Consider the following 26353-nt stretch of genomic DNA (forward strand, 5'->3'; position numbering starts at 1 on the left):
CTACGCGGTGGCGAGGTCCGCGGGCGTCAGCCTGTAGGCCTTGCCGAAGCCGCCGTTGAGGAAGGCCGCCTCCACCGCGAAGCGGCAGAAGAAGAAATCCGCAAAGCCGATGTAGAGCTTCGACTTGGGGCGTTGGGCGAGGTAGTGATCGGCCAGCGCCTCGTATCCCGCCTCTCCCTGCCGCACGAAGTCTGCCCGCGCCTGGATCGTCAGCCGCGGGTGGGTCAGCGGATCGCCCTTGTCGCCCGGCTCCCCCAGCAGGAGCGAACAGCGCGGATCGGCCGCAAGCGCCTGGCTGTGCTGCGACAGGGGCGAGATCAGCGAAAGCGGCTGGCCCTCCGGCGTGGTGGCAAGGGCGATGCGGGTCACCACCGGGTGCCCGTCGAGCAGCACGCCGATGGCGCCGAAGCTGGCCTCGGCGATCAGGTTGCGGGCGAGGGCACGGGCCTCGTCGTCGGTCGGGCGGATCGGGTCTTTCATGGCGCGGAGACTAGCAGCGCCCGGCCCCGGCGCAAGCGCGCAGAGGTGTTAGAATTCCTTCCAGACCCCCAGCTTGAGGCGGTATTCGTCGCCGCTGACGACCTCGTGGAACAGCCCGAGGTCAAGCCGCAGCCCGGGGCGCAGCGGGATCGCCGCGGAGGCGCCGAGCCATGCCAGCCCGCTGTCCCCGTGCGGTTTGCCCGACAGGATCTGGGCATAGACCTTGGGGCCGTCACCGAAGGAGAGCCCGAAGGTCACATCCATCTGAAGGTGCGCGCCGGTGAAGCCGGGGGTGGAATAGCCCGCGACGTCGAGGTTGAACCAGCCGCGGCCCCGCGCCCAGGCGAACCCCTTGCCATAGGCGGCGCCGACGCGGACCGTTGCCGCCTCGCCAATCCGGCCGAGGCCCACGTCCCAGGCGAGGTGGCGGTCATTCCTCTCGGGCAGCAGCACGTAGCGCAGGGCGGCAATCGCCTTGGGATCGCCATTGACCGACTGGCCGATGTCGAGGACGAGCGTCCCGGTCTCGGAAAACCCCAGCTCGTGGTAATAGGCCATCGTGTGCAGGCGGTGTTCCGGCGTGACGTGCAGCCGGTAGGACACCGAAATGAACTGGCTCCCCTCGCCCCGGGGCCATGCCCCGGCCTGTGCCGACCCTGCCAGACAGAGCAGGGCAGGCAAAAGTGCCGTCAGTCCCTTGCGCCCCATGGTGGCCCCCCGCGTTCCGGGCAGCGTCGCGCGGAATGGTTAACAACGCCCTAATGGCGACGGGGGAGGGGCTGCGCGGGGCGGAGGGCCGCGTGGGGCGGGGATCGCGTGGGGCGGGGGCCGCGCGGATCGGTCTGCCAGGCGGCGACGATCCGGGCCGGGGTGGCGGAGGGCAGGCCAAGGCGGTAGCCCTGCCCGAAGCTGGTCTGGATCAGGTCGTCCGGGGCGCCGAGGGTCTCCAGCTTGGCGCGGATGCGGCAGATGTAGACGTCGATGATCTTGGGATCGGGCTCGTCTTCCCAGGCGTAGAGCTGCGACATGATCTGTTCGCGGGTCACCAGCGTGCCGCCGCGCAGGGCCAGCATCTCGATCAGTTCGTATTCCAACCGGGTCAGGTGCAGGCGGTCCCCGCCCACGTCGACGTTCTGCCAGCTGAGGTTCACGCGGACGCCATCGCAGTCGACCAGCGGGTTCGGCAGGCCGTGCGACCGGCGGATGTAGGCGCGCAGCTGGGCCACGGTTTCGCGCGGCACATCGGGCCAGTCGGAGACGTCATCGGCCCCCAACCGCATCAGCCGGGCGCGCTGCTCGGGATCGATATGGCGCGAGAAGACGCAGATCGGCAGGCTGGGCTGGCTGTGGCGCAGCGCGATGACCAGTTCGCTGATCTTCATGTCGGGCAGGTCGGTGTCCAGCAGGATCGCGTTCTGCTGACCGCTGCGGGCGTATTCCAGCACCTCCGCCGCATCCCGCGCGCCGGTCACGAAGAAGCCGGCGTCGCGCATCGTCTTGGCGAGGATCGCCATGTTCCAGTTGGTTTCCGACATCAGAAGGCGCATCGTCCGGTCCTTTCGCTGAAGGGCAGGCGCTGCGCGGCGATGGGGGCCGGTCAGCGGCCCACACCGTGTTGAATTGTCCGCGCCCGGGTCTGTGGGGCGCAAGGAATGGATAACCGAAACGGGGCAGGCGCGTCGCCTATCCGAAAGGATAAAATGCCGCGTTTCTGGTGGGTTGGTTAACGGCGGCCGCCTGCGGTGCGCGGCGGCCTTTGGCCCTGTCCCGCGTGGCGGGCCGCCGCACCCCCTACCGCTTCTTGCGCTTCACGTTCCCGCCGCGCTGGCCCGGGCGCCCGGCGGTGGAGCGGCCGCGCTTGCCGGTCTCGGCCTCGACGGCGGCCTCGATCGCGGATTGCCGGGCCATGGGATCGTCCGACACCGCGAGGTCCACCGCCTCCAGCCGCTTGACCTCGTCCCGCAGCCGCGCGGCCTCCTCGAATTCGAGGTTCTCGGCGGCCTTGCGCATCTGGTCGCGCAGCGCGTCGAGATGGGCCTGAAGGTTCGCACCCGCCAGCGGCTTGTCGACCTTGGCCGTCACGCGGTTCATGTCCACGTCGCCCTGATAGAGCCCGGCGAGGATGTCCTCGACGTTCTTCTTCACCGTGGCGGGGGTGATGCCGTGTTCCTCGTTGTAGGCGATCTGCTTCTCGCGCCGGCGGTCGGTCTCGGCCATTGCGCGTTCCATGGAGCCGGTGATCCGGTCGGCGTACATGATCACCCGGCCGTCGGCGTTCCGCGCCGCCCGGCCGATGGTCTGCACCAGCGAGGTCTCGGAGCGCAGGAAGCCCTCCTTGTCGGCGTCCAGAATGGCCACCAGCCCGCATTCGGGAATGTCGAGCCCCTCGCGCAGCAGGTTGATCCCGATCAGCACGTCGAAGGCGCCGAGCCGCAGGTCGCGCAGGATCTCGATCCGCTCCAGCGTGTCGATGTCCGAATGCATGTAGCGGACCTTGATGCCCTGCTCGTGCATGTACTCGGTCAGGTCCTCGGCCATGCGCTTGGTCAGCGTGGTGCAGAGCGTGCGATAGCCCTGCGCGGTGACCTTGCGGACCTCGTCCAGCAGGTCGTCCACCTGCGTGTTGACGGGGCGGATTTCCACCATCGGGTCCAGCAGGCCGGTGGGGCGGATGACCTGTTCGGTGAAGACGCCGCCGGTCTGCTCCATCTCCCAGTTGCCGGGGGTGGCGGAGACAAAGACCGACTGCGGGCGCATGGCGTCCCATTCCTCGAACTTGAGGGGGCGGTTGTCCATGCAGGAGGGCAGGCGGAAGCCATGCTCCGCCAACGTGAACTTGCGCCGGTAGTCCCCCCGGTACATGCCGCCGATCTGCGGCACGGTGACGTGGCTTTCATCGGCAAAGACGATGGCCGTGTCGGGGATGAACTCGAAGAGGGTGGGGGGCGGCTCACCGGGGGCGCGGCCCGTCAGGTAGCGCGAGTAGTTCTCGATCCCGTTGCAGACGCCGGTGGCCTCCAGCATCTCGATGTCGAAGTTGGTGCGCTGCTCCAGCCGCTGCGCCTCCAGCAGCTTGCCTTCGCCCACCAGCTGGTCGAGCCGCTGGCGCAGCTCTTTCTTGATGTTGATGACCGCCTGATTCATCGTGGGCTTGGGCGTCACGTAGTGGCTGTTCGCATAGACGCGGATCTGGTCGAAGGTATCGGTCTTCTCGCCGGTCAGCGGGTCGAATTCCGTGATGCTTTCCAGATCCTCGCCGAAGAAGGACAGCCGCCACGCCCGGTCCTCGAGGTGCGCCGGGAAAATCTCGAGGCTGTCGCCGCGCACCCGGAACGAGCCGCGCTGGAAGGCGTGATCGTTGCGCTTGTACTGCTGTGCCACGAGGTCCGCGATCACCTGCCGCTGGTCGTAGACGGAGCCGACCTTCAGGTCCTGCGTCATCGCCCCGTAGGTCTCGACCGAGCCGATACCGTAGATGCAGGAGACCGAGGCCACGATGATCACGTCATCCCGTTCCAGCAGCGCCCGGGTGGCCGAGTGGCGCATCCGGTCGATCTGCTCGTTGATCTGGGATTCCTTCTCGATATAGGTGTCCGAGCGCGGCACATAGGCCTCGGGCTGGTAGTAATCGTAGTAGGACACGAAGTACTCGACCGCGTTGTCCGGGAAGAAGCCCTTGAACTCGCCATAAAGCTGCGCCGCCAGCGTCTTGTTGGGCGCAAGGATGATGGCGGGGCGCTGCGTTTCCTCGATGACCTTGGCCATGGTGAAGGTCTTGCCGGTGCCGGTGGCCCCCAGCAGCACCTGCTCGCGTTCGCCGCTCAGCACACCTGCCGTCAGCTCCTTGATCGCGGTGGGCTGGTCGCCGGCGGGGGCGAAGCTGGTGTTCATCACCAGCTGCCGTCCGCCCTCCAGCTTGGGGCGGGCGCGGACATCGACTTCGGGACCTAGGAGATTGCTGTCGGGCATGGGTGATTCCTCTCGAAACCCGAATCTGATCTGTTTTTGTTCTACTTCAACCCCCGATCTCCCCGAAGATGGCAAGTGAAAAAGTTCAGCGGTCATGCAGGTTTAGCAGGCTAAGCAATTGTCTTGCTTCAAAACTTCGTTTTTGGACCATGCAGAAAAATAATATTTGTTGCAGCGCAGCATCCCGTAGCGTTACGTTTTATGGGCAAGCAGCAGACTTGGCTGTCTTTGGTGCTGCGACACCCACCCCTCGCTCCCAGCAGCGCCGGAGACAGCCAAGGCTTGCACCTCCCTTTCCCCTTGCTCCACGGTGGATTTTTGACGATACATCCCACGTCAAGAGGAGTAGCCTGATGCCCGCCAGAATCTACAAACCCGCCAAGACTGCCACGCAATCGGGAACCGCCCGCACGCGGCAATGGGTTCTGGAGCACACGGCCGGCTCTGCCCGCGAAGTGGACCCGCTGATGGGCTGGACCTCCTCCACCGACACCCAGGCTCAGGTCAAGCTGCGCTTCGACAGCAAGGAGGCCGCGCTGGCCTATGCGCAGGCCCATGGCATCGATGCCGTGGTGGTCGAGCCCAAGACCCGCGCCGTCAATGTGCGCGCAAACGGCTACGGCGACAACTTCGCCACCAACCGCCGTCAGGTCTGGACCCACTGACCACGCGCAAGGCGTGACAGTATGAGGAGGCGCCCGCGGGGCGCCTTTTTCGTATCGCCCGCAGGAGGAGAGCCATGTCGGACATTCAGTTTCTCAGAAACGGTGAGGCGCCCGGCGCTGCCACCGTCCTGCTGGCCCACGGGGCCGGGGCGGCGATGGACACGGTCTTCATGACCGCGATCGCCGAGGGGCTGGCTGCGCGCGGGCTCAACGTCGCCCGGTTCGAATTCGCCTACATGGCCGCGCGTCGCGTGGGCGGGTCCAAGCGCCCCCCGCCCAAGATGGACCTGCTGGCGGGCGAGTTCCGCGCCGCCATCGCGGCCCTCGACGGCGCCGGGCCGCTGATCATCGGCGGCAAGTCGATGGGCGGGCGGGTGGCGAGCCTGATCGCCGGGGACCTGCATGCCGAGGGCCGCGTGGCCGGGCTGCTCTGCCTCGGTTATCCGTTCCACCCCACCGGCAAGCCCGAGAAGCTGCGGGTCGACCACCTGCGCGACCTCGCCGTGCCGACACTGATCTGTCAGGGCACCCGCGATCCCTTCGGCACGAGGGACGAGGTGGCGGGCTATGCGCTGTCTGCGCAGATCTCCGTCGCGTGGTTCGAGGACGGCGAGCACGATCTGAAACCCCGCAAGAGCGTCACCGGGCTGACCCAGCAGGATCACCTCGCGGCGGCCTGCGGCCGGATTGCGGACTGGGCGTCAGCGCTGCCCGGGCTCTGAGCGCCACAGCCCCCCTGATCGGGTGCTTTCACTGCCGCGCCGGGGATGCTAGGGCCGGGCGACTCATCGCATTCGGGGAAGCCGCCATGTCCATCACCCATCTCGTCACGCATTCCGGCGGTTTCCATGCCGACGAACTTCTGTCCTCGGTCATCCTGACCCGGCTCCATCCCGAGGCCCGCATCCTGCGCACCCGCGATGCCGATTGGATCACCCCGGCCGAGGGGCGGATCATCTACGACGTGGGTCTGGCCTATGACGCGGAGGCGGGCATCTTCGATCACCACCAGCGCGAGGCGCCGCTGCGCGAGGACGGTCAGCCATACAGCTCCTTCGGGCTGGTCTGGCTGCACTTCGGCCGCGACTACCTGCGGGCGCTCGCCGTGCCGGAGGCGGACATCGACGGCGTGCACGCCTCCTTCGACCGCGGCTTCGTCCTGCCGGTGGACCTGATGGACAATGGCGCACTGAACGCGGGCGTGGCGGGGCCGCTCTCGGCGCTGACGCTGCCGGTGCTTCTGGAAAGCCTGAAGCCGGTCTTCGACGATACGACCCCGGGCGCGGATGACGCGGCCTTCCACGGGGCGCTTGCGGTGGCGCGGTCCTTCGTCGAGGCCTCCATCGCTCGCAAGGCCGCCAAGCGGCGGGCCGAGTCGATGGTCATGGCCTCCATCGAGGCGGCGGGCGAGGGGCGTATCCTCGAACTGCCCATGGGCATGCCCTTCCGCGCAGGCGTCGAGAAGGCGGGGGCGGATCATCTGCTCTTCGTGGTGAACCCGCGCGGCGACGACTGGTCGCTGGGCGGTATCCGGCTGGGCGACGAGGGTTTCGAGCTGCGCGCCGATCTGCCTGCTGCATGGGCCGGTCTGACCGATGCCGCGCTGGAAGAGGCCTCGGGCGTGAAGGGCGCGAAGTTCTGCCACAAGGGCCGGTTCCTCGCCATGGCCTCGAGCCGCGAGGCGGTGATGGAAATGGCGCGGCTGGCGGTCGCAGAGGCGGAAGCCGAGGCGGCGAAGGCGGAGTGACATCGTGTGTGCGATGAGGAGAGCCGGGCGCGTGAGGCGGCCCGGCTTTTTTCGTTTTGCGGAGTTGTTGGGGCGGGGGACTGCCGCAGCGTTGTCAGCATATGCTCTGATCGGAACGGAGCGCGCCCACATCTGACTTAGGACCGCGCACCACCTCTCGATCCACCACGCAGGGCGGCGCGGTCCCGCGGGGGGGCGGGCCCCCGTGGGCCCCGCACAACATGGGGCAGGACCTTTCGATCCACCACGCAGGGCAGCGCCGTCCCGCGGGGTGGCGCAGTAGCGCCGCCCCAGGGGGGCGGGACGGCGCTGTCCGGCCTCACGGCCGGGCGGAACTTAAGTGGAGAGCGCGGGGAAAGTGGAGACGCCGCGCGGTCGCTTGAAACACAGGACCTGCACCGCGCCAGCGTTGTTCGCCTATCGGCCCCGTACCCCCGTGTGCATCAAACTGGGCAGGCAGGCCCCAGCCCTCACACCTCCTCTTCGCGGATCGCATCGCCCCAGGGCGTCATGATCTCGGTCGCGCCGCAGTTCCGCCCCGCCTGACGCATCACGCCTGCGGGCACCGCGAAAGCATAGGGATGCACCGTCCGCTTGGCCTTCTTCACCGGGCCGAGCGCGGCCAGGGCTTCACCGACCGCGCCGGGCAGGTCCTCGTCCACCACCGTGCCGCTGGCGCCCGAGGCGTCGATCCGGGGCGTGTGGATGGCCTGCTCAAGGTCCATGCCGAAATCCGCGATGAAGCTGGTGAGGTTCGTCACTGCCGGCAGGATCTTCCGCCCGCCCGAGGCACCGATGGCGAACATCCGGTCGCCCGCCTGACCCACCGTGGGGCAGACGTTCATCAGGCAGCGCTTGCCCGGCGCCAGCGAATTCGGCTTGCCCGGCTCGGGGTCGAACCACATGATCCCGTTGTTCAGCAGCATCCCGGTCTGGGGCGAGACCACGTGGCTGCCGAACATCGACAGCAGCGTCTGGGTCACGTTCACCATGTTGCCGTGCCGGTCCACCACGCTGAAGGTGGTGGTGCAGGCGGGGGCCTGCGGGCTCTCGCCGGTGTCGCCGCCATGCTCCAGCCGGTCACGATAGGCCGCGCCCAGCGAGGCCGCCATCACGGCATAGCTTTCGGGCGAGGGGGCGTCACCGGGGGTGAAGCCCGCCTCCATCGCCTCCAGCGCCTTGACCAGTTCGGCCCCGGCGGAGAGGCCCGAGGGCGCGTGGATCACCGCGTCGCGATAGCGGATCGTGCGCGGCTCGGAGGCCACGGCGCGGTAGGCGGCAAGGTCCTCCAACGCGAGCGAGCCGCCCTTGGCCTGCACGTCCTCAACCAGCATCCGGGCGACCTCGCCCTCGTAGAAGTCCCGCGCGCCATGCTCGGCCAGCCGTTGCAGCGTGGCGGCATGGGCTTTCTGGTTCAGCCGCGCATCCGACAGGGCGGTCCAGCCCGCGATATTGGGCCACTGCCCGTCGACGAGGAAGAGATCGGCCGCGTCCCTGTCCTGCGCCAGCTGCCGGGTGGCAGAGGCGATCATCAGCGAGGCGTACCAGTCGATCAACATCCCCTCACCGGCCAGGGCCACGGCGGGGGCCAGCAGCTCGGACCAGGCCTTGCGCCCGTACTTGCCATGCGCCAGTTCCATGCCCGCGACGGTGCCCGGCACGGCGACGGCGGTGGCGCCATATACGTTGCGGTCGCCCTTCACGCGGGTCCAGGGGAAGAGATCGCCCGCCTTGGCGCCGGGCTCCAGCGGGTAATCCTCCAGCTTGAGACCCACGGGCGAGCGCATGCCGAACTCGATCGTCTCGGCCCGTTCCTCGTCGGCGCGCCAGAGGGTCATCATGCCGCCGCCCATGGGCCCGGACATCCACGGCTCCACCACGCCCACGGCGAAGGAGGTGGCGACCGCCGCGTCGATGGCATCGCCGCCCGCCGCCAGTACGGCTGCGCCGACCTCGGCCGCCTTGCGGTGCTGCGAGGCGACCACGCCGCCGTCGGTCCAGATGACGTCCTTGTGGATTTTCTGGGTCTTGGAGAAGTTGCTCATGGTCAGCCTTTCGTCATGTCATCGCGCCGCCTGCGGGCGCCGATCATCAGGGCGGTGCCGGCGAGAACGGGGGCGAGCCCCGAAATCACCAGCCCGGTGGCATAGCCTTCGGTGGCGGCGAACACGGTCTGGATCAGCACCGGGCAGAGGACATAGCCGCTGAAGAGGACGAAGGTCCCGGCGGCGGTGATCTCTCCCACGCGGCCCTCGGGGGCGGTTTCGGCCAGCCCGGTCAGGAAGACCCCGTTCCAGGAGATCACGGTGATCCCGGCCAGCACCGACAGCAGGAGAATCCATGCCACCGGGCTGTTGGGGCCGATGGTCGCCAGCAGCGCCATGGTGATGCCCGAGACGAAGCACAGCCCCGAAAGGGCGCGCACCGGATTGCCGATCCGGTCCGAGAGCCAGCCCATGGTGATCCGCCCGGCGACGCCCGCGCCCTGCAACAGGGCGAAGCCCGCCCCGGCAGCGGCCAGCGACCAGCCTGCGTGGTCCGAGAGGAAGACGGCATAGAAAGCCATCAGGATGCCCTGCGCCACGCCAAGGCAGAAGCCCGCCGCGGTCAGCAGCCGCAGCTGGCGGTCGCGCATCAGCAGGGCGATCAGCCGCACCGGCGCAAGGGCGAGGTCGCGGAAGGGCAGGGCGCGGGTCGGCGGCGGGCTGTCGTCCATCGCGCCCTTCCAGAGCGCGAGCGCCGCGGCAGAGCCGAGCGCGAGGGCGCAGGCCGTGATCATCGCCGCCGGCACGCCGCCAAAATGCAGCGCCACGAAGGGCAGCAGCAGGCCCGCCGCCAGCCCGCCAAGCGGCACGCCCGCCTGTTTCACCGAGAAGATCGTCGCGCGTCTGGCCTTGGGCACCACCTTCATCAGCAGGTCCGCACCTGCGGGTGTGGCGGTGCCATAGCCCAGACCGATGACGAAACTGGCCAGCAGCATCGCCTCCCACCGGTTGAAGAGGCAGAAGAGCAGCGCCGCCGCCGAGGTGACGCACCCCAGTTGCAGCTGTTGCAGCGAGGAGAAGCGCACCAGCGCCGTCGGCCCCCAGAGGAAGAAGCACATGGAGCCGAAGGCCGCCGCCGAGGACAGCTGCCCCACCGCTTCCGGAGGGACGCCGCTGGCCTGCGTCAGGGGCATCCCCAGCAGGGGCAGCACCCGGATCATCAGCGCCAGCACCGCCTGCACGAGGGTCACGGTCACCACGATGGGCACCCATGAGGGTGCGGCGGCGGTGCGAACGTCAGTCATTGCGGCTCCTTCAGGTGCGCTCACCGGCGGCGGGTCAGATCACCCATTGGAAACCGTCGATCTTGATGTCTTCGCCGGTCACGAAACAGGGCTCGGAGAGGCAGAGAAAGGCCACGACCTGCGCGACGTCGGCGGGGGTGCCGGTGCGGCCCAGCGAGATGCCGGCCTCCAGCTCCGCCTTGCGGGCGCGGATCAGGTCGTTGGACCGTTCCGTCTCGATGATACCGGGACAGACGGCATTGACCAGAACATAGGGCGACATTTCCTTGGCGAGGGCCTTGGTCATGCCCAAAAGCCCGGCCTTTGCCGTGGTATAGGCGAATTTCGAGACGGCCGAGGTGACGCCGCCGGTATAGGCGTTGAGCGAGGACATCATGACGATCCGCCCGGCCTGTGCCTGCATCATCCCCGGGGCCACGGCGCGGGTCCAGTTGAAGGCGCCCTTGAGGTTGATCGCGATGGTGCGGTCATAGCTCTCCTCGGTGATCTCGCAGATACCGTCGGTGTTCGACTTGCCCGCGTTGTTCACCAGCACGGCGACGGGGCCGGTCTGGGCCTCGACCTCGGCCACGATCTCCTGCGCGCGGGCGAAATCGGCCACGTCGGCCACATAGGTGCGGCATGTCCGGCCCATGGCCTCGATCTCGGCCTTAGTATTGGCGAGGTCCTCGGGGATCAGGTCCGCCAGAACGATGTCGCAGCCCTGCCGGGCCAGTTCGTGGGCGCAGCCGCGGCCAATGCCGCGTCCGCCGCCGGTGACGATGGCTGTCTTTGTCATGCGGGGGTGCTTTCCTTCGGAGTGGGGACGGGCGGGAAGACCTCGCCCGCGAAATGGCAGGCGACGGTCTGGGCGCCCACGGTGCGGTCGGCGGGGTCCTCCTGCCGGCAGATCGGTTTCACATGGGGGCAGCGGCCCTGGAACCGGCAGCCGGGCGGCAGGTTCGAGGCATCCGCCGGTTCGCCCTCCAGCCAGAAGTTCTCGGTCACGCGGGGGCCGTTGACCTTGGGGATCGCGGCGAGGAGGGACTGGGTATAGGGGTGCTTGGGATTGTCCATCAGCTCCTCCACCGGGCCCACCTCGACGATCCGGCCAAGGTACATCACCGCCACCCGGTGACACATCAGCCGCACCACCGAGAGGTCGTGCGAGATGAAGATATAGGTCAGGTCGAAGGTCTCGCGCAGGTCGCGGAAGAGCCGCAGCACCGTGGCCTGCACCGAGACGTCGAGGCCCGCCGTCGGCTCGTCGAGGATCACCACCTCGGGGTTCAGCATCAGGATGCGGGCAAGGCCCACCCGGCGCTGCTGCCCGCCCGAGATCTCATGCGGGAAGAGGTCCGCGTGACCGGCGGGCAGGCCGACCGAAGTCAGGATCTCGCGCACCTTGGCCAGCCGCTCCTTGCGGGGCAGGTCGGTGTGGATGATCAGCGGCTCCTCCAGCGACTTGCCGATCTTCCAGCGCGGATCGAGCGAGGCGCCCGGGTCCTGATAGGCATATTGCAGGCGGCGGCGCAGGGCGCGGGCCTCGCGCGGGGTGCGGCCCGCGATCTCCTTGCCCTCGAAGGTGATGGAGCCGGAGGTGGGCGCCTGAATGCCCATCAGCGTCTTGCCGAGCGTGGACTTGCCGCAGCCGGATTCTCCCACGAGGCCAAGGATTTCCCCCTGCGCGAGGTCGAAGCCGACCCCGTCGAGGGCCTTGATCTCGCCCAGCTTGCGGGCAAAGGGGCCGCGGATCGGGAAGCGGACCGTCAGGTCCGACACGGTCAGGATCGGGGCGTCTGTCATGCCTGCACCTCCTTGAGCGGGGTGGCGGGGGTGGTCTGGAACAGCGGGTGGGCGCAGCGCACCACGTGGGCCGGCCCGGCAAGGTCGGGCGCGGGACGGATGCGGCAGGCCTCGGTCGCGCGGTCGCAGCGGGTCTGGAACCGGCAGCCCGGCGGCGGCGCGTAGAAGCTGGGCAATTCGCCGGGGATGCCGGTCATGCCGCCGCCGCCCTCGGGCAGCGAGGCCAGCAGCTTGGCGGTGTAGGGATGCGTCGGGCGGTTGAAGAATTCCGCCACCGGGGCGGCCTCCACGTCTTGACCGGCGTACATCACGGTGATCCGGTCGCAGATCTCGTAAGCCGAGCCCAGGTCGTGGGTCGTCAGCATCACCGCCACGCCCCGGTCGTTGGCGAGGTTGCGCAGCAGGCCGAGGATCTGCGCCTGAATGGTCACGTCCAGCGCGGTCGTCGGCTCGTCCGCGATGATCAGGTCAGGGTCGGGCAGCAGGGCCATGGCGATCATCAGCCGCTGACGCTGGCCGCCCGACACCTCGTGCGGGTATTTCTTCAGCAGCTGTTCGGGCCGGGGCAGCTGGACGAGGTTCAGCATTTCCATGATCTTCTCGCGGTCCGCCCTGCGCCGGGCGCGGGGGTAGGGCGTCAGCAGGGTCGGCGCGCGCGACGGGCCCACGGGGCGGCGCGGCGATTTCCACTTCATCAGCTCCTCGATCTGCTGGCCGATGGTGAAGACCGGGTTCAGCGAGGTGAAGGGATCCTGCGGGATGAAGGTCACCCGGCGGCCCCGGACGGCCTGTTGCTGCGCGGCTTGCCCCGCGTCCAGCATGTCGATGCCGTCGAAGCGGATGCGCCCGCCGCGGACCTCCAGCGCGTGGCGCGGCAGCACGCCGAGGATGGCACTGGCCAGCGTGGTCTTGCCACAGCCGCTTTCGCCCACGAGGCCCATGATCTCGCCCCGCTTCATGGTCATGTTGGCGCCGTCGAGGATATGGGCAAAGCCCCCATCCCCGCGGAACCCGAGGGACAGGCCCTCGACGGTCAGGAGCGCGTCGGTCATCGGCTTCCCTTTCTCAGTTTCGGGTCGAGGATGTCGCGCAGGCCATCGCCCAGCAGGTTGAAGCCCATGACGACAAGGAAGATCGCAAGACCGGGGGCGGCGGCGTACCACCAGGCTTCCGGCAGGAACTCCCGCGCCTCGGAAATGGTGCGGCCCCATTCCGGGGTTGGCGGCGGCGCGCCAAGGCCGAGGAAGCCGAGGGCTGCGGCGGTGAGGATCGTGGCCCCCATGCCGATCGAGGTCCGCACGATGATCGCGGAGGCGGTGTTGGGCAGGATGTGCAGCACCATGACCCGCAGGTCCGAGGCGCCAAGCGCGAGCGCCGCCTCGACGAAGGTCTGCGCCTTCAGCGACCGCGTCTCGGCATAGACGAGGCGGGCCCAGAACGGCCAGTAGGTCAGCGACAGCGCGAGGATGACGTTCTCGACCGAGGGGCCGAGGGTCTGGGCGATGGCGATGGCCAGCACGATCTGCGGCACGGCGAGGAAGATGTCCGAGGTCCGCATCAGGAAGCCGCCGGGGAAGCCGCCATAATAGCCTGCGATCAGCCCGATGGGCACGCCGATCCCGACCGAGACGCCCACGGCGATGACCGCGATGGTGATCGTGATCCGCGCCCCGAAGAGGATGCGCGAGAAGACGTCCGAGCCCATCCTGTCGGTGCCGAAGAGGTGGTCGGCCGAGGGCGGTTGCAGCCGTTCCGTCAGGTGGAAGGCGGTGACATCCCCGGGGTAGGGGGCCAGCACGGGCGCGAAGATCGCGACGAGGATCAGGCCGAGGATGAGGGCGGCCCCGATGCTCGCGGCCCGGTCCGCCAGAAGCCGTTTCAGAGCGGTCATTTCAGGGTCCTCGGGTCGATGAAGGTGTGGATGATGTCGACGAGGAGGTTCACGCCGATGAAGACGACGCCGACGATGATCGAGAAGCCGAGGATCGCCTTGGTGTCCGATTGCAGGATCGACTGCACCGCGTAGGTGCCAAGGCCCGGCCAGTCAAAGACCGCCTCGACCACCACGGCGCCGGCAAAGAGCGAGCCGAAGATCAGGCCGATCTGGGTCACGGTGGAGATCAGCGCATTGCGCAGCACGTATTTCCACGTGATCAGCGTGGTGGGAAAGCCCATGGCCCGTTCGTAGAGCACGAAGTTGGAGTTGATCACCTCCAGCACGCCCGCGCGGGTGAAACGCACCAGCGTGGCGGCCGCCGGAAGGGCCAGCGTGATCGCGGGCAGCAGCATGTGGTGCAGCGTGTCCCAGAACGAGGCCCAGTCCCCGGTGAGCAGCGAGTCGAGCAGGTAGAAGCCGGTGATTTCCTCCGGTCCCCAGCCGGCGATCCGGCCGTTGAGCGGCGTCCAGCCCAGCTTGGTCGAGAAATACATCTGAAGCTCCATCGCCAGCCAGAAGCTGGCCACGGCGAGGCCCGAGACCGAGAGCACCCGCAGGGTCTGGTCGATCATCGAGTTCCGCTTCACCGCCGAGATGACGCCGAGCGGCACGCCAAGCCCGATGGCGACGACCATGGCGGCCATGGTCAGCTCCAGCGTGGCGGGCAGCCGGTGCAGCAGGTCCTCGGAAATCGCCCGCTGGGTATAGAGGCTCTTGCCAAGATCCCCGGTGGCGAGGTCGGCGACATAGCGGCCGAACTGGACATAGAGCGGCTGGTCGAGGCCCATCTCGGCGCGCAGCGCCTGCACCTGTGCCTCGGTCGCGTTCTCGCCAGCGATGATCCGCGCCGGGTCGGTCGGGATCACGTTGGAGATGAAGAAGACCACGAAGACGAGGCCGAAGAGGGTAGGAATGAACCAGACGAGGCGGGACAGGATGATTTCCAGTCTGCGCATGGAGGAAGCTCCGATCGGGCTGGGAAGGTCTTGCTGGGTGAAGAGGCGGGGCGCCGTGACGGGGAGAGAGGCCGCGGCGCCCCGGTCAGGCCCCCCGGAGAGGGCCGTGAGAGGGGATCACTCCTCGAGGTAGGCCCACCGCATGTCCTGGCCGTTGCCGACCGGGCAGAACCGGACGTTCTTCACGCTGGAGGCATAGGGGCCGAACCACTTGGTGTTGTAGATCCAGATACCGGCGGCATCCTCGTAGATCTGCGTGGTGGCATCCGAGTAGAGCTCGGCGCGGGCGTCCTGATCGGTGATCACCAGCGCCTTCTCCAGCTTCTCGTCCACGGCGTCGTTGTGGTAGGACGACACGTTCCGCGTGGGGGCGTAGCGCGAGGCATAGAGCTCACCCACCCAGTTGTTCGGATCGACGTAGTAGGTCGACTTCCAGTAGGGCACCATGTCGGGCATCGTGTCGGGGTTCTGCATCGCCGAGGAGATCACCGGCCAGGGCGAGCTTTCGATCTCGACGGTGATGCCAAGCTGCGAAAGGCCGTTCTGCATCAGGGCCGCGGCCTGTTCGGTTTCCGAGAAGCCCGCCAGCGTGCCGATCTTGATGGTGCGGACCTCGTCGCCATGCTCGGCCTTGTAGGCGTCGAGGTATTCCTTGGCCTTCGCGAGGTCATAGTCGTAGCCCGGCACGTCCGGAGCGCCCCAGAGGTTGCCCGGCATGATCGTGGGGTTGCGGGCGACGGTGCCCTGCATGATCTCGTTGATGTAGCCGTCGTAGTCGAAGGCATGCACCATCGCCATGCGGAAGTTCTTGTCGTCCAGCGGCGCACGGCCGTTGTGCATCGCGATGTGGAAGACGCGCATCGATTCTTCCTCGATGATCTGCACGTCCTCGTCGGCGCGCAGGCGTTCCACCTGGTCGGGCGCGAGGTAGCCGTCGAGGCCCTGGTAATCGCCGCGCATCAGGCCCTGGATCCGGGTGTTCGTCTCCAGCACGGTGCGGAACTCGATCTCGTCGAAGTACTTCTCGCCCCAGCCGGCGAAGTGATCGGCAAAGCGTTCGCCGATGAAGCCGCGCGCCGGGTCATAGCGTTGCAGCATGTAGGAGCCCGAGCCCGCGACGTGATCGATCATGTAGGCCTGGCCCATGTCGCCATCGACCTCGTTCTCCTTCACCAGCGTGGAGTTCACCACGAGGATGTCCGGCACCAGCGCCGCGAAGATCGCGGAGGGTTCCTTGAGGGTGAAGGCGACGGTGGTGTCGTCCACGGCCACGGTCTGGCCCGGGTCGATCATCGGCAGGAAGAGCGAGCCCGCGCCGCGCTTCAGCTCGAGCATCCGCTCGAAGGAATAGACGACATCCTCGGCGGTCATCTTGGTGCCGTCGTGGAAGGTCACGTCGTCGCGCAGGGTGAAGGTCCAGGTCAGGCCGTCCTCGGAGACCGAGTGTTCAGTGGCCAGCCACGGGATCAGCTGCGGGGGATTGTCCACCCAGCGGTAGAGCCCGTCGTAGAAGTTCAGCCGCGAGGCCACGCGGGCCACGTCGCGCACCGTATGCGGGTCGAGCGTGTCATAGGCGGAGTTGTTGGCGTGGACGTAGCGGTCCTTTGCCGCGCCAAGGGTCGGCGTCATCAGCGCAAGTGCCGAGCACAGCGCCAGAACGGTATGTTTCATGACGTATCTCTCTGTTGGTTGACGTTGATTTGGTGTCTTCGTCTTGGCCGCACCGGAGAGGGACCGGAACTGCAAGGGCCCGGGCAGGGCCGCGTGGGGATGACGGGACAGGCGTCAGCCGTTGGCCTTCACCCAGTCCACGATCTCGGCATGGGTGGCGAACCAGACGTCGCCCTTTGCCTTTGCCAGCTTGATCAGCTCCTCGAAGATCCAGACCCGCGACCGGTAGCCGGTGATGTGCGGATGCATGGTCAGCTGGAACAGCCCGCCCTCGGCGTAGGCGGCTTCGAACTCTTTCGAGAAGATGTCGAAGACGGCCTCGGGCGGGGTGTAGGGGCGCAGCGCCGAGAAGCGGTTCATGTTGAAATAGACGGCGTCGTCGCGGATCCATTCGACGGGCAGTTCCACCACGCCGGTGTCTTCGCCGTCGAGCAGGAGGCGGTAGCAATCCACGTCCGCCATGAGCGAGCTGTCATAAGCCAGTCCCATGTCGCGGGTGATCTCCAGCGTGGCCTGCGAGAAGTCCCACGAGGGCGTGCGGATGCCCACGGGCCGTGCGCCGCTGATCTTTTCCAGCATGTCGGCGGAGCGCATCTGAAGATCGCGCTCCACCGGCTCGGGCAGGACCGAATTGCGTTCGTGGATCCAGCCGTGGATGCCGACCTCGTGGCCCTCGGCCACGAACATGCGGGTCTCCTCGGGGTAGAGCTGCGCCACCACGGCGGGGACATAGAAGCTGGCCTTGATGTCGTGGCGGCGGATGATCTCCATGATCCGGGGGATGCCCTGCCGGTTGCCATACTGGCCCCGGCTCATCGCGCCGATGGACTGGCCGCCGTCGCGCAGCTCGTTCGTCTCGTGGTCCACGTCGAAGGACATGGCGACGGCGCATTTGGCACCGTTCGGCCAGCTGGCAGGCTTCAGGCTCTCGCCCGCGCGCACGCGATCCACCTTGCCGCGCCAGACCTCTTCGGGCCATTCCCAGGGGTTTTCGGATATGCTCATGCTGTCAGGTCCTCAGGGGAAGGGGTGGCCGGAAACGGGCAGCACCTGCCCGGTGATGAACCCCGCCCGGTCGGAGGCGAGGAAGGCGCAGGCGGCGGCGATGTCGGCGGGTTCGCCCAGACGGCGCATGGCGATGTTCTCGACCATGCGTTTCTGGCCCTCTTCGCCGTAGCCCGCCCATTGCTTTTCATAGTCGGGAGAGGTGCGCAGGAAGCCCGGCGCGACCGAGTTCACGGTGATCCCGAAGGGCCCCAGCTCCAGCGCCATCTGGCGGGTCAGGCCGATGAGCCCGTGCTTGGCCGAGCAGTAGGACTGGATGCCGGTCAGGCTGGGTTTCAGCCCCGCGCCGGAGGAGATCGTCACGATCCGGCCCGAGCCGCGCGCCTTCATGGCCGGAATCACGGCGCGGATCAGGTTGAAGGCCGACATGACGTTGCCGTCATAGATCGACATCCATTCTGCGTCCGTGACCTCCTCCAGCGGCTTTTTCGTTTTGCCGCGTACGCCGCCAGCGGAGTTCACCACCACGTCGGGGGCCAGATCGCCAAAGCGCGCCTTGACCGCTTCGAAATCGCCAAGGTCGATCACCTCCGTCTCGACGCCCGGATGGGCGGCGGCAAAGGCGGCCAGTTCGTCGGCCAGGATGTCGGCGGCCACGACGCGGGCGCCGGCGGCGGCGAATTCGGCCGCGATGCCCGCGCCGATGCCGCGCGCGGCCCCGGTCACCAGGACGGTCTGGCCGGAGAAGTCGAAGGTGATCATTCCGCCGCCTCCTGCACCTGCATCGACCGGGCGAGGCCGGGCACGCGGGTCTTCACGGCTTCGACGGCCTCCCAGACCTCGCTGCCGTCGCCCTTGCGGGCGGCTTCGGGCAGGGCCTCGATCCGGTCAAAGACCTCGCGTTTGACGAAGTGGCGCCAGTGCACCGGCATCAGGGTCAGCGCCTGCGTCAGCGCGGCGTAGTTGGCATCGGTCCAGATCGCCTCGTAGGCGCGGCGGCTTTCGTTGTAGCTGAAGGTCGCGGGGGCCGGGGCCACATGGGCGTCGCGCAGGGCCTTGGTGGCGGCCTCGTCCAGCACGCCCTCGCGGTCCACGACGACACCATAGCTGGCCTTGGCCTTCTCGGGCGTGACCGAGCCGCGCAGCACGTCGCGCACCACCAGCGCCACCGGGCGGGCAAAGGGATCGCCATAGCCCGCGCCGCCGCCCGAGGTCAGGTTGAAGACGTCGCCCGGGCCCATGGTCACCACGTCGGTATTGCCGAGGTTGATTTCCTCGCCCTTGGGCGTCACGCGGGTGAAGAGCGAGGGCGCGCCGGGCTGCCCGCCGGACCCGCCCCAGGCGGCAAAGATCGTGCGGTCGCGGTTGCGCGCGGTGATGACGGTGTCGGGGGTGAAGACCTCCACCTCCAGCTCCGTCGCCATGCCGCCGCGCGCGGTGCCCGCGCCGCCGCTGTCGGGCACGAGGCCGTAGCGGCGGAACTTGATCGGCACCTCGACCTCGTTGATTTCGACCGGGGTGTTCTTGAGGAAGGCCGAGTTGGCCCCCGACCCGTCGGTGCCATCGCCAAGCGCCGAGCCGCCCGCGCCGCCGGTCACCGGATCGATCGAGGCCATGGAGAGCTTGCCGCTGGCGGCGTCGAAGGTCTTGACGTTCACGATCCCGCCGCCGCCCGCTGCACCCACGGGCAGGCGGTCGGGGGCGGCGGCGTGGAACGCCCCCATGATGACCCCCTGCAGCCGCCCGCAGGTGAGCGAGCGCATGCCCACCGCCGCCGGGTACTGCGGGTTCAGCACCGTACCCTCGGGCACGATGCAGGTCGCCGCGCGCAGGATGCCGCCGTTCAGCGGGATCGACGGGTCAAGCGTGTAGAGACAGTAGTTGTAGCCCACCATCAGCAGGATGTGCCGGGGGTTGCCGCCGGTGGGCATGTTCAGCGCGGATTTCAACTGCGGATCGGAGCCGGTGAAGTCCATGATGACCTCGTCCCCGCGCACCTTCAGCGTCAGTTCCAGCCGCACGGGCACGCCGCCCGGCCCGTCCTCGTCGAGGTAGTCGACAAAGCGGTGATCGCCATCGGGCAGGCCCGCGATAACGGCACGCGCGCGCGCCTCACCCACGTCCAGCAGGTCCTCGATGCCGTTCTTCACGGTCTCGACGCCGAACTTGCGGATCATCTCGTGCATCTTGGCCTCGCCGGTGTTCACGGCGGCGATCTGGGCGTTCAGGTCGCCCCGGTTCTGCTCGGGCATCCTGACGTTCAGCATCATCGTCTCGAGCAGCTGGTCGTTCATCACGCCCCGGCTGATCAGCTTGGTGGGGCGGAAGCGGATGCCCTCCTGGTGCACCTCGGTATTGGCGCGCGACAGCGAGGCAGGCACGGCACCGCCCATGTCGGTGTTGTGGATATGGCCGACGGCAAAGGCGATGATCTCGCCCTCCCAGAAGATCGGCTTCCAGATGTGCATGTCCGGCGTATGGGTGCAGACGAAGCCCGAGTAGGGATCGTTCGTGATGCAGATGTCGCCCTCGTCGTAGTCGGGGATCATCTCCAGCGCGCCCTTGTAATCAAGGCCGATGAACCACGTCGCGCCAAGGTCGCGCGGGCTGGCGAAGGTCATGCCCGAGGGCGTGACGAGGCCGGTGGTGAAATCCTCCGTCTCCTTCACGAAGGTCGAATGCGCCGTGCGGAAGAGGGTGAAGGCCATGCTTTCAGCCACGGCCTGCGCGTGGTTCTCCAGCACTTTGAGGGTGACGGGATCAGTGCGCATCGGCGGTCTCCGCGAGGGTCAAGATCAGGTTGCCATGGGCGTCGACCGCGCCGGTGAAGCCGGCGGGCACGATGGTGGTGGTGTCGTCCTGCGCGATGACGCAGGGGCTGACGAAGCTGGCGCCGGGCGTCAGGTCGGTGCGCTTGAAGAGCGGCACCTCGCGGCGGGCGCCGTCGATCCATGCGGACATGGATTGCGTCGCCTCGACGCTGCGCGGCGCGGGGGTGTAGCGCGGCAGGGTGGGCTTGGCCGAATGGCCGGTGACCACGAGGTTGATCGCGATGATCTGGATCGGCGCCTCGGCATCGGCATGGCCGTAGAGGCGGCGGTGCTCGGCGTGGAAGGCCTCGGTCACCGGGGCGATGTCGCCCTTGGCCAAAGCGGCGGGGTCGATGGGCACCTCGATCTCGAAGCTCTGCCCGCGATAGCGCATCTCGCCGGAGGCGTGGAAGACGGGCGTGCCCTCGTAATGCTGTTCCTCGACCATCCAGCGGCGGGCCTTCTCGGTCAGCCGGGCGATGGTCTCGCCCATGCGGGGCGCATTGGCGGGGGCGAGGTCGTAGTAGGCGGTTTCGGTGAAGTCGTTGCGCACGTCCGCCGTCAGCCCGCCAAGCGCCGAGAGGACACCGGGCGAGGGCGGCACGATCACCCGCTTCATGCCGAGGTCGCGGGCAAGGAAGCAGGCCATCATCGGGCCGCCGCCGCCGAAGGCCAGCAGGGAGAACTCGCCCACGTCGATGCCACGGCGCGAACACAGCTTGGAGACCTCGCGGAACATGCCCGAGACGGCGATGCCCACGATGCCCTCGGCGGTTTCTTCCAGCGTGGTGCCGAGGCTGTCGGCCAGCGGCTGGATCACCGCGACGGCCTTGTCACGGTCGACCGAGACCATGCCATAGCCGAGCGCGGAGAGGTCCAGCAGGCCCAGCGTCACGAAGGCATCGGTGATCGTCGCCTGCGTGCCGCCCCGGCCATAGGCCGCAGGGCCGGGGGTGGAGCCCGCGCTGTCCGGCCCCACGGTCAGCATTCCCGCCGCGTCGATCCGCGCGATTGAGCCGCCGCCCTCGCCGATGGAGGTGACCGAGACGGTGGGCACGAAGATCGGGAAATCGCCCACGACTTCGTTCATGCCATAGCCGGGCTGGCCGCCGGTGATGATCGCCACATCCGCCGAGGTGCCGCCGATGTCGAGGCTCAGCACCTTGTCCTCGCCGGCCTCGCGGGCCACGAAGGCCGCGCCCATGACGCCCGCCGCCGTGCCCGAGAGCAGCATCTCGACGCAGGCGGTCTTGCCGACCTCGACCGACATGATGCCGCCGTTCGACTTGGTGATCATCGGCTCGGGCGTGACGCCGATGCCAGACAGCGCCTCTTGCAGCGCGCCGAGGTACTGCGCGACGCGGGGCTGCACGTAGCCGTGGATCACGGCGGTGGAGGAGCGTTCGTATTCCCGGATGATCGGGCGCACCTCGTGCGAGGTGAAGACATGCAGTTCGGGCGCGATCTCGGCGATCAGGCGCTTGGCCTGCTGCTCGTGCGCGGGGTTGCGGTAGCTGTGCAGGAAGGAGATCACCACGCCCTCGGCACCTCGCGCCTTGGCGGCGGCGACGGCGGCGCGCAGGCTGTCCTCGTCCAGCGGGCTGTCGACGGTGCCGTCGGCCAGCATCCGTTCCGCCACGCCGAAGACCAGGTCACGGGTCACCAGCGGCTCTGGCCGGGAGGAGAGCAGGTGGTACGGATCGGGCATCTTGAGACGCGCCAGTTCCAGCACGTCGCAGAAGTTCTCGGTGGTGAACATGGCAAGGCGGATGCCCTTGCGCATGATGATCGAGTTGATGCCCACGGTGGTGCCATGGGTGAAATAGGAGATATCGCCGGGCGCGATGCCGAAGCGGTCTTCAAGGGCCTTCAGCCCGTCGATGACCTCCTGCCCCGGCTTGTCGGGGGTGGTCAGGACCTTGACGGTGCCGATGCTGCCCGCCGTTTCGTCGAATGCGCAGAAGTCGGCAAAGGTGCCGCCGATGTCCACGCCCACGCGATAACCCATCACGCGTCTCCTTGTGGTGTCTGTGTCTGATTGGTGTCGGGGTCGGGCCGGTAGCCGAGCCGCGCGCTGATCCGGGCGGCGCCCTCCAGCACGGCGGCCAGCATCTCGTCCCGGCGCTGTTCGTAGCGTGCGGTCACGGTGGCCACGTCGATGACGGCCACGACGGCGCCGTCCGCGTTGCGGATCGGGGCGGCGATGCCGGCCCCGCCGGTGGCGTATTCGTCGACGATGGTGCCGAAACCGTCGGCGCGGATCCGGGCGAGGGCTGCGCGGATCGCGGCCTCGTCCGTGGGCGTGCGCTCGTTGAAGGCGCGCAGCTCGGTCCGGGCGAAGTAGTCGTCGATCACCTCGTCCGGCTGGAAGGCCAGCAGGACCCGGCCCATGACGGTGCCGTAGCCGGGCAGCGAGGATTGGTCCGAGGCGTCGTAACGGATCGGCTGGCGGCTGACGGCCTTGGTCACCAGCCGGGCGTTCTGTTCCGGGGTGCGGACGCAGACGAAGACCGTCTCGTCCAGCAGGTCGCGCATCTCTTCCACCACCGGGGCGGCGACGGAGGTCAGGAAGCCCTCCAGCCCGCCGACCCAGCCGAAGCCCTGCCGGAAGGTCTCGACGATGGCATAGCGGTCGGCGCTGTCCTTCTTGACGTAGCCGCGCGCCACGAGGGTCGAGAGCAACCCGTAGGCCGAGGACTTGGGAAAGCCCAGCCGGGCCACCAGCTCGTTCAGGCGCATCGGCTCCGGCTGGCGGGAGAGCAGCTCCAGCACGTCGAGGACCCTTGCGGCGGACTTGACTTGGTTGTTCATATATGTGAACCTTGTTCGCGTCTGTAACCAGTTGACGGAACGGCAAGCCCGTCTGTCAACACCCGTGTGGGTTGCGGCAGCGCGGCATCGGCCGCGCACGGCCAGAGGCCCGCAACGCTGCGAGCCACCGCGCTGGGCAGACCGTCACGGGCCCGTTACATCCATTTGATCGTTGTAGAATTGACCCGCGGGGCATCGCGCGAGGGTGGATTTCTGGTCGCAAAATACGCCTGAATGAACGCAAAACGGCCCCTCACGGGGCCGCTAAACTTTTTCTCAAATATGCACGGAAGATGGGCATCTGGCCGGGCAGGGGGCGCGAATCACGCCCCCGCGCGGGGTCAGAAGGCCAGCGGCACGAAGGCGATCAGCAGGTAGACCAGCACCAGCACCGCCAGGTAGGGCAGCACGGCGCGGGTGATCCGCTCGATCGGCAGGCCCGAGGTGGTGGAGGCGACGAAGAGGTTGATCGCCACCGGGGGCGTGACCATGCCGATGGCGAGGCCCACCACGATGATGATGCCGAAGTGCACGGTGCCCAGACCCATCTGCGCCGCCAGCGGCAGCAGCATCGGCGTCAGGATGATCAGCGCCGAGGCGGTCTCGAGGAAGACACCGGCCAGCAGGATCACCACCATGATGATCAGAAGCAGCATGTAGGTGTTGGACGAAAGCGACAGTGCGTATTGCGCGATCTGGTTCGGCACCTGCCAGCTCGACAGGGTCCAGCTGAGGACCGAAGAGGCGGCGATGACGAACATGATCACGGCGGTGGTGACACCGGCGCGGATCATGATCTGGTACAGCTGCTTCAGCGTCATGTCGCGGTAGATGAAGAGCGACACGAGGATCGCGTAGTTCACCGCGACGACGGCGGCCTCGGAGGGCGTGAACTGCCCCGAGAAGATGCCGCCGAGGATGATCACCGGCGCCATCAGGCCCCAGCTGGCAGAGAGGAACGTCCGCCCGATGGTGCGCAGGTTCAGCGCGGTGCCGCGCGGATAGGCGCGCTTGTGCCCCTGCCACAGCGCCACGACGATCAGGCCGATGCCCATGGCGACCCCGGGAATGAAGCCGTTGAGGAAGAGGGCGCGCACGCTTTCCTGCGCGATCACCGCGTAGATGATCATCGGGACCGAGGGCGGGATCACGACGCCGATGGTGCCCGAGGCCGCGATGAGCGAGGCGGCGGAGGCGGGATCGTAGCCCTTGCGCTTGAGTTCCGGCACGAGGCTGGCACCCACGGCCGCCGTGGTGGCCGCGCCCGAGCCGGAGATCGCGGCAAAGAACATCCCCGCCAGCACCGAGACGATGGAGAGGCCGCCCTTGATGAAGCCGAAGAGGCTGTCGGCGAAGGCCACGAGGCGTTTCGAGATCTCCCCCTGTGCCATGATATCGCCCGCGAGGACGAACATCGGCACAGCGACGAGCGCGAAGGAGTTGATGCCCGAAAACATCTGCTGCGGCACCACCATCAGCGGCATGCCGGAGAGGTTCAGCGCCGTCATGGTGGCCGCGCCGATCACGATGGCGACGGGCAGGCCCAGCAGGAGGAAAAGAACGAAGAGACCGGCGAGAACGAGGCTCATGTGCGGTCCTCCGGGGCGAGGTCATGTTCCAGCGTCTCGTCCATCTCCACGTGGGTTTCGCGCAGCGGCTGGCCGGCGAGCAGGCGGATCAGGTCAATCGCGGACAGCCCGGCCATCACGAGGGCGGCGGCGGGCATGACGGCATAGACGTAGGTCATCTTGAGCCGCAGCGAGGGCGACTTCTGGAAGCTCTGCATGTTCATGTACTGCCAGCCGATCTTGGCCAGCGTCAGAAGGAACACGATCGCCACGAGGATCGCCACGCCGGAGGTGATCCGGCGCAGCGTGGGGGGCAGGTTGTCCCGGAGCAGGGTGACGGCGATATGCCGCCCCTGCTGCCAGGCCAGCGTGGCACCGATGAAGGTGATCCAGATGAGCAGGAAGCGCGCCACTTCCTCCGTCCAGCTGACGGAGGTGAAGAAGAGACGCGACACGATCTGGAGCGTGATCACCGCCGTCAGCCCGGCCATGCCGGCAAAGACGACGGGTTTCAGCACTTCGCCCAGCATCCGGTCGATCCACGCCAGCCCCTTGAGCATCTTACTTCAGCGCCTCCTGGATGCGCGGCAGGTAGTCGCCGAACTTGGCGCCGTACTTCTCGTAGACCGGTGCGATGGCGGCGGAGAAGGCGGAGAGGTCGGGGGTTTCCTCGATCTGCATCCCGGCATCCTTCAGCGCGGTCAGCTGCTCGGTGGCGGCTTCGGCGTTCAGGTCACGCTCGTACTGGGCCGCTTCGCGGGCCGCGTCGGTCACGATCTGCTGCACCTCTTCCGAGAGCTGGCCCCACTTCGGCATGCCCATGACGAAGACCGCGGGCGCATAGGTGTGGCGCGTCATGGTCATGTTGGTCTGGGTCTCGTTCAGCTTGAAGGAGTAGACCACGTTCACCGGGTTTTCCTGCCCGTCGATGGTGCCCTGCTGCATCGCGGTCAGCGCCTCGGTCCAGGCCATCGGGATGGCGTCGGCGCCAAGCTCGCGGAAGGTGTCGATGTAGACCGGGTTCTCCATGACACGGATACGCAGGCCCTTCAGGTCCTCCGGCGTGGTGACCGCCTTCTTGGAGTTGGTCAGGTTGCGGAAACCGCGCTCGGCATAGGCGAGACCCTTGAGGTTCACCTCCGACAGGCGGTCCAGCAGTTCCTGGCCGATCTCGCCGTCGAGGACTTCATAGGCCTTCTCGGGGGAGGGGAAGAGGAAGGGCAGTTCGAAAACGGCCATCTCTTCGAGGAAGTTGGAGACCGGCCCGTTGGTGATCAGGCCCATGTCGACGGTGCCGATCTGCATGCCTTCCAGCAGGGTGCGCTCGTCGCCCAGCGTGGCGTTGGGGAAGATCTCGACGGTGATCGCGCCATCGGAGGCTTCGCCGACCAGTTCCTGGAACTTCACGGCGGCGGCGTGGTAGGCGTCCTGCTCGTTCACGACGTGGGCGAGGCGCAGGGTGACGGGCTTGATCTCGGCGGCCAGCGGCAGCGCCGAACCGGCAAGCGTCAGGGCAGCCAGAGCGGCCGCTTTCACGTAGTAGGTCATGTATCCTCCCAAACGGGTCTGAGGGGGCGCCATGGGGCGGCACCCGGGGTAAGAAACAATCGCTCGCCCGCTCCCTCCCGTTGTTTTTGGTTCTCAGACGCCGGGCGGATTAA

Annotated in this window: 23 protein-coding genes; 3 read left to right on the forward strand and 20 right to left on the reverse strand. The window is 67.7% G+C overall.

What is annotated here, in order from left to right; all coding sequences use genetic code 11:
• The 4 genes from LCM32_RS01670 to uvrB form a co-directional block, all read right to left on the reverse strand.
• Positions 1–480 (reverse strand): HugZ family protein, encoded by a 480-nt coding sequence (locus LCM32_RS01670; RefSeq protein WP_224819321.1) that lies wholly within the window; start codon positions 478–480, stop codon positions 1–3.
• A 48-nt stretch (positions 481–528) separates the two neighbouring features.
• Entirely contained in the window at positions 529–1188 is a 660-nt protein-coding gene (locus tag LCM32_RS01675; RefSeq protein ID WP_224819322.1) for a hypothetical protein, read from the reverse strand.
• Between the two features lie 50 nt (positions 1189–1238).
• Positions 1239–2027 carry a response regulator transcription factor gene (locus tag LCM32_RS01680; protein ID WP_224819323.1) on the reverse strand — a complete coding sequence of 263 codons (789 nt, stop codon included), beginning with the start codon at positions 2025–2027 and terminating at the stop codon, positions 1239–1241.
• A 244-nt stretch (positions 2028–2271) separates the two neighbouring features.
• On the reverse strand, positions 2272–4449 hold the full coding sequence (uvrB, locus tag LCM32_RS01685) for an excinuclease ABC subunit UvrB (protein WP_318246164.1): 2178 nt from the start codon (positions 4447–4449) through the stop codon (positions 2272–2274).
• A 353-nt stretch (positions 4450–4802) separates the two neighbouring features.
• On the opposite strand from uvrB, the gene LCM32_RS01690 reads away from it, so the two are divergent.
• From LCM32_RS01690 to LCM32_RS01700, 3 genes are all read left to right on the forward strand, one after another.
• Positions 4803–5114, forward strand: a complete 312-nt coding sequence (locus tag LCM32_RS01690; protein ID WP_224819324.1) for an ETC complex I subunit — start codon at positions 4803–4805, stop codon at positions 5112–5114.
• Positions 5115–5188: 74 nt separating this feature from the next.
• Positions 5189–5836: an alpha/beta family hydrolase gene (locus tag LCM32_RS01695; RefSeq protein WP_224819325.1), complete on the forward strand. Its 648-nt coding sequence runs from the start codon at positions 5189–5191 to the stop codon at positions 5834–5836.
• 86 nt (positions 5837–5922) lie between these two features.
• On the forward strand, positions 5923–6861 hold the full coding sequence (locus tag LCM32_RS01700; RefSeq protein ID WP_224819326.1) for an MYG1 family protein: 939 nt from the start codon (positions 5923–5925) through the stop codon (positions 6859–6861).
• A gap of 470 nt (positions 6862–7331) precedes the next feature.
• Here the strand turns inward: LCM32_RS01700 and LCM32_RS01705 are convergent, their stop codons facing one another.
• From LCM32_RS01705 to LCM32_RS01780, 16 genes are all read right to left on the reverse strand, one after another.
• Complete coding sequence (locus tag LCM32_RS01705) at positions 7332–8906, reverse strand: gamma-glutamyltransferase (protein ID WP_224819327.1); 1575 nt, start codon at positions 8904–8906, stop codon at positions 7332–7334.
• 2 nt (positions 8907–8908) lie between these two features.
• Positions 8909–10150, reverse strand: a complete 1242-nt coding sequence (locus LCM32_RS01710) for an MFS transporter (RefSeq protein ID WP_224819328.1) — start codon at positions 10148–10150, stop codon at positions 8909–8911.
• Positions 10151–10184: 34 nt separating this feature from the next.
• Positions 10185–10928 (reverse strand): SDR family NAD(P)-dependent oxidoreductase, encoded by a 744-nt coding sequence (locus LCM32_RS01715; protein WP_224819329.1) that lies wholly within the window; start codon positions 10926–10928, stop codon positions 10185–10187.
• Entirely contained in the window at positions 10925–11935 is a 1011-nt protein-coding gene (locus tag LCM32_RS01720) for an ABC transporter ATP-binding protein (RefSeq protein WP_224819330.1), read from the reverse strand. The genes LCM32_RS01715 and LCM32_RS01720 overlap by 4 nt, the downstream gene beginning before the upstream one ends.
• Positions 11932–12987 (reverse strand): ABC transporter ATP-binding protein, encoded by a 1056-nt coding sequence (locus LCM32_RS01725; protein WP_224819331.1) that lies wholly within the window; start codon positions 12985–12987, stop codon positions 11932–11934. The genes LCM32_RS01720 and LCM32_RS01725 overlap by 4 nt, the downstream gene beginning before the upstream one ends.
• Complete coding sequence (locus LCM32_RS01730) at positions 12984–13826, reverse strand: ABC transporter permease (RefSeq protein WP_224819332.1); 843 nt, start codon at positions 13824–13826, stop codon at positions 12984–12986. The genes LCM32_RS01725 and LCM32_RS01730 overlap by 4 nt, the downstream gene beginning before the upstream one ends.
• On the reverse strand, positions 13823–14827 hold the full coding sequence (locus LCM32_RS01735) for an ABC transporter permease (RefSeq protein WP_224819333.1): 1005 nt from the start codon (positions 14825–14827) through the stop codon (positions 13823–13825). Before LCM32_RS01735 ends, LCM32_RS01730 begins: the two co-directional genes overlap by 4 nt.
• 117 nt (positions 14828–14944) lie before the next feature.
• Positions 14945–16498 (reverse strand): ABC transporter substrate-binding protein, encoded by a 1554-nt coding sequence (locus tag LCM32_RS01740; RefSeq protein ID WP_224819334.1) that lies wholly within the window; start codon positions 16496–16498, stop codon positions 14945–14947.
• Positions 16499–16612: 114 nt separating this feature from the next.
• Positions 16613–17503, reverse strand: coding sequence for a polysaccharide deacetylase family protein (locus LCM32_RS01745; protein ID WP_224819335.1), 891 nt, complete (start codon positions 17501–17503; stop codon positions 16613–16615).
• A gap of 12 nt (positions 17504–17515) precedes the next feature.
• Entirely contained in the window at positions 17516–18265 is a 750-nt protein-coding gene (locus LCM32_RS01750; protein WP_224819336.1) for an SDR family NAD(P)-dependent oxidoreductase, read from the reverse strand.
• The gene (locus LCM32_RS01755) at positions 18262–20274 is read right to left on the reverse strand and encodes a hydantoinase B/oxoprolinase family protein (protein ID WP_224819337.1); all 2013 of its coding nucleotides are present in this window, start codon (positions 20272–20274) and stop codon (positions 18262–18264) included. The genes LCM32_RS01750 and LCM32_RS01755 overlap by 4 nt, the downstream gene beginning before the upstream one ends.
• Positions 20264–22321 carry a hydantoinase/oxoprolinase family protein gene (locus LCM32_RS01760; RefSeq protein WP_224819338.1) on the reverse strand — a complete coding sequence of 686 codons (2058 nt, stop codon included), beginning with the start codon at positions 22319–22321 and terminating at the stop codon, positions 20264–20266. The genes LCM32_RS01755 and LCM32_RS01760 overlap by 11 nt, the downstream gene beginning before the upstream one ends.
• The gene (locus LCM32_RS01765) at positions 22321–23124 is read right to left on the reverse strand and encodes an IclR family transcriptional regulator (RefSeq protein WP_224819339.1); all 804 of its coding nucleotides are present in this window, start codon (positions 23122–23124) and stop codon (positions 22321–22323) included. The genes LCM32_RS01760 and LCM32_RS01765 overlap by 1 nt, the downstream gene beginning before the upstream one ends.
• A 341-nt stretch (positions 23125–23465) precedes the next feature.
• Positions 23466–24713: a TRAP transporter large permease gene (locus LCM32_RS01770; protein ID WP_224819340.1), complete on the reverse strand. Its 1248-nt coding sequence runs from the start codon at positions 24711–24713 to the stop codon at positions 23466–23468.
• Positions 24710–25252: a TRAP transporter small permease gene (locus LCM32_RS01775; RefSeq protein WP_224819341.1), complete on the reverse strand. Its 543-nt coding sequence runs from the start codon at positions 25250–25252 to the stop codon at positions 24710–24712. Before LCM32_RS01775 ends, LCM32_RS01770 begins: the two co-directional genes overlap by 4 nt.
• A gap of 1 nt (position 25253) precedes the next feature.
• Complete coding sequence (locus LCM32_RS01780; protein WP_224819342.1) at positions 25254–26240, reverse strand: TRAP transporter substrate-binding protein; 987 nt, start codon at positions 26238–26240, stop codon at positions 25254–25256.
• Positions 26241–26353: the final 113 nt, after the last annotated feature.

The sequence above is a fragment of the Pseudooceanicola nanhaiensis genome, from assembly GCF_020171315.1.
Lineage (GTDB): Bacteria > Pseudomonadota > Alphaproteobacteria > Rhodobacterales > Rhodobacteraceae > Pseudooceanicola > Pseudooceanicola nanhaiensis_A.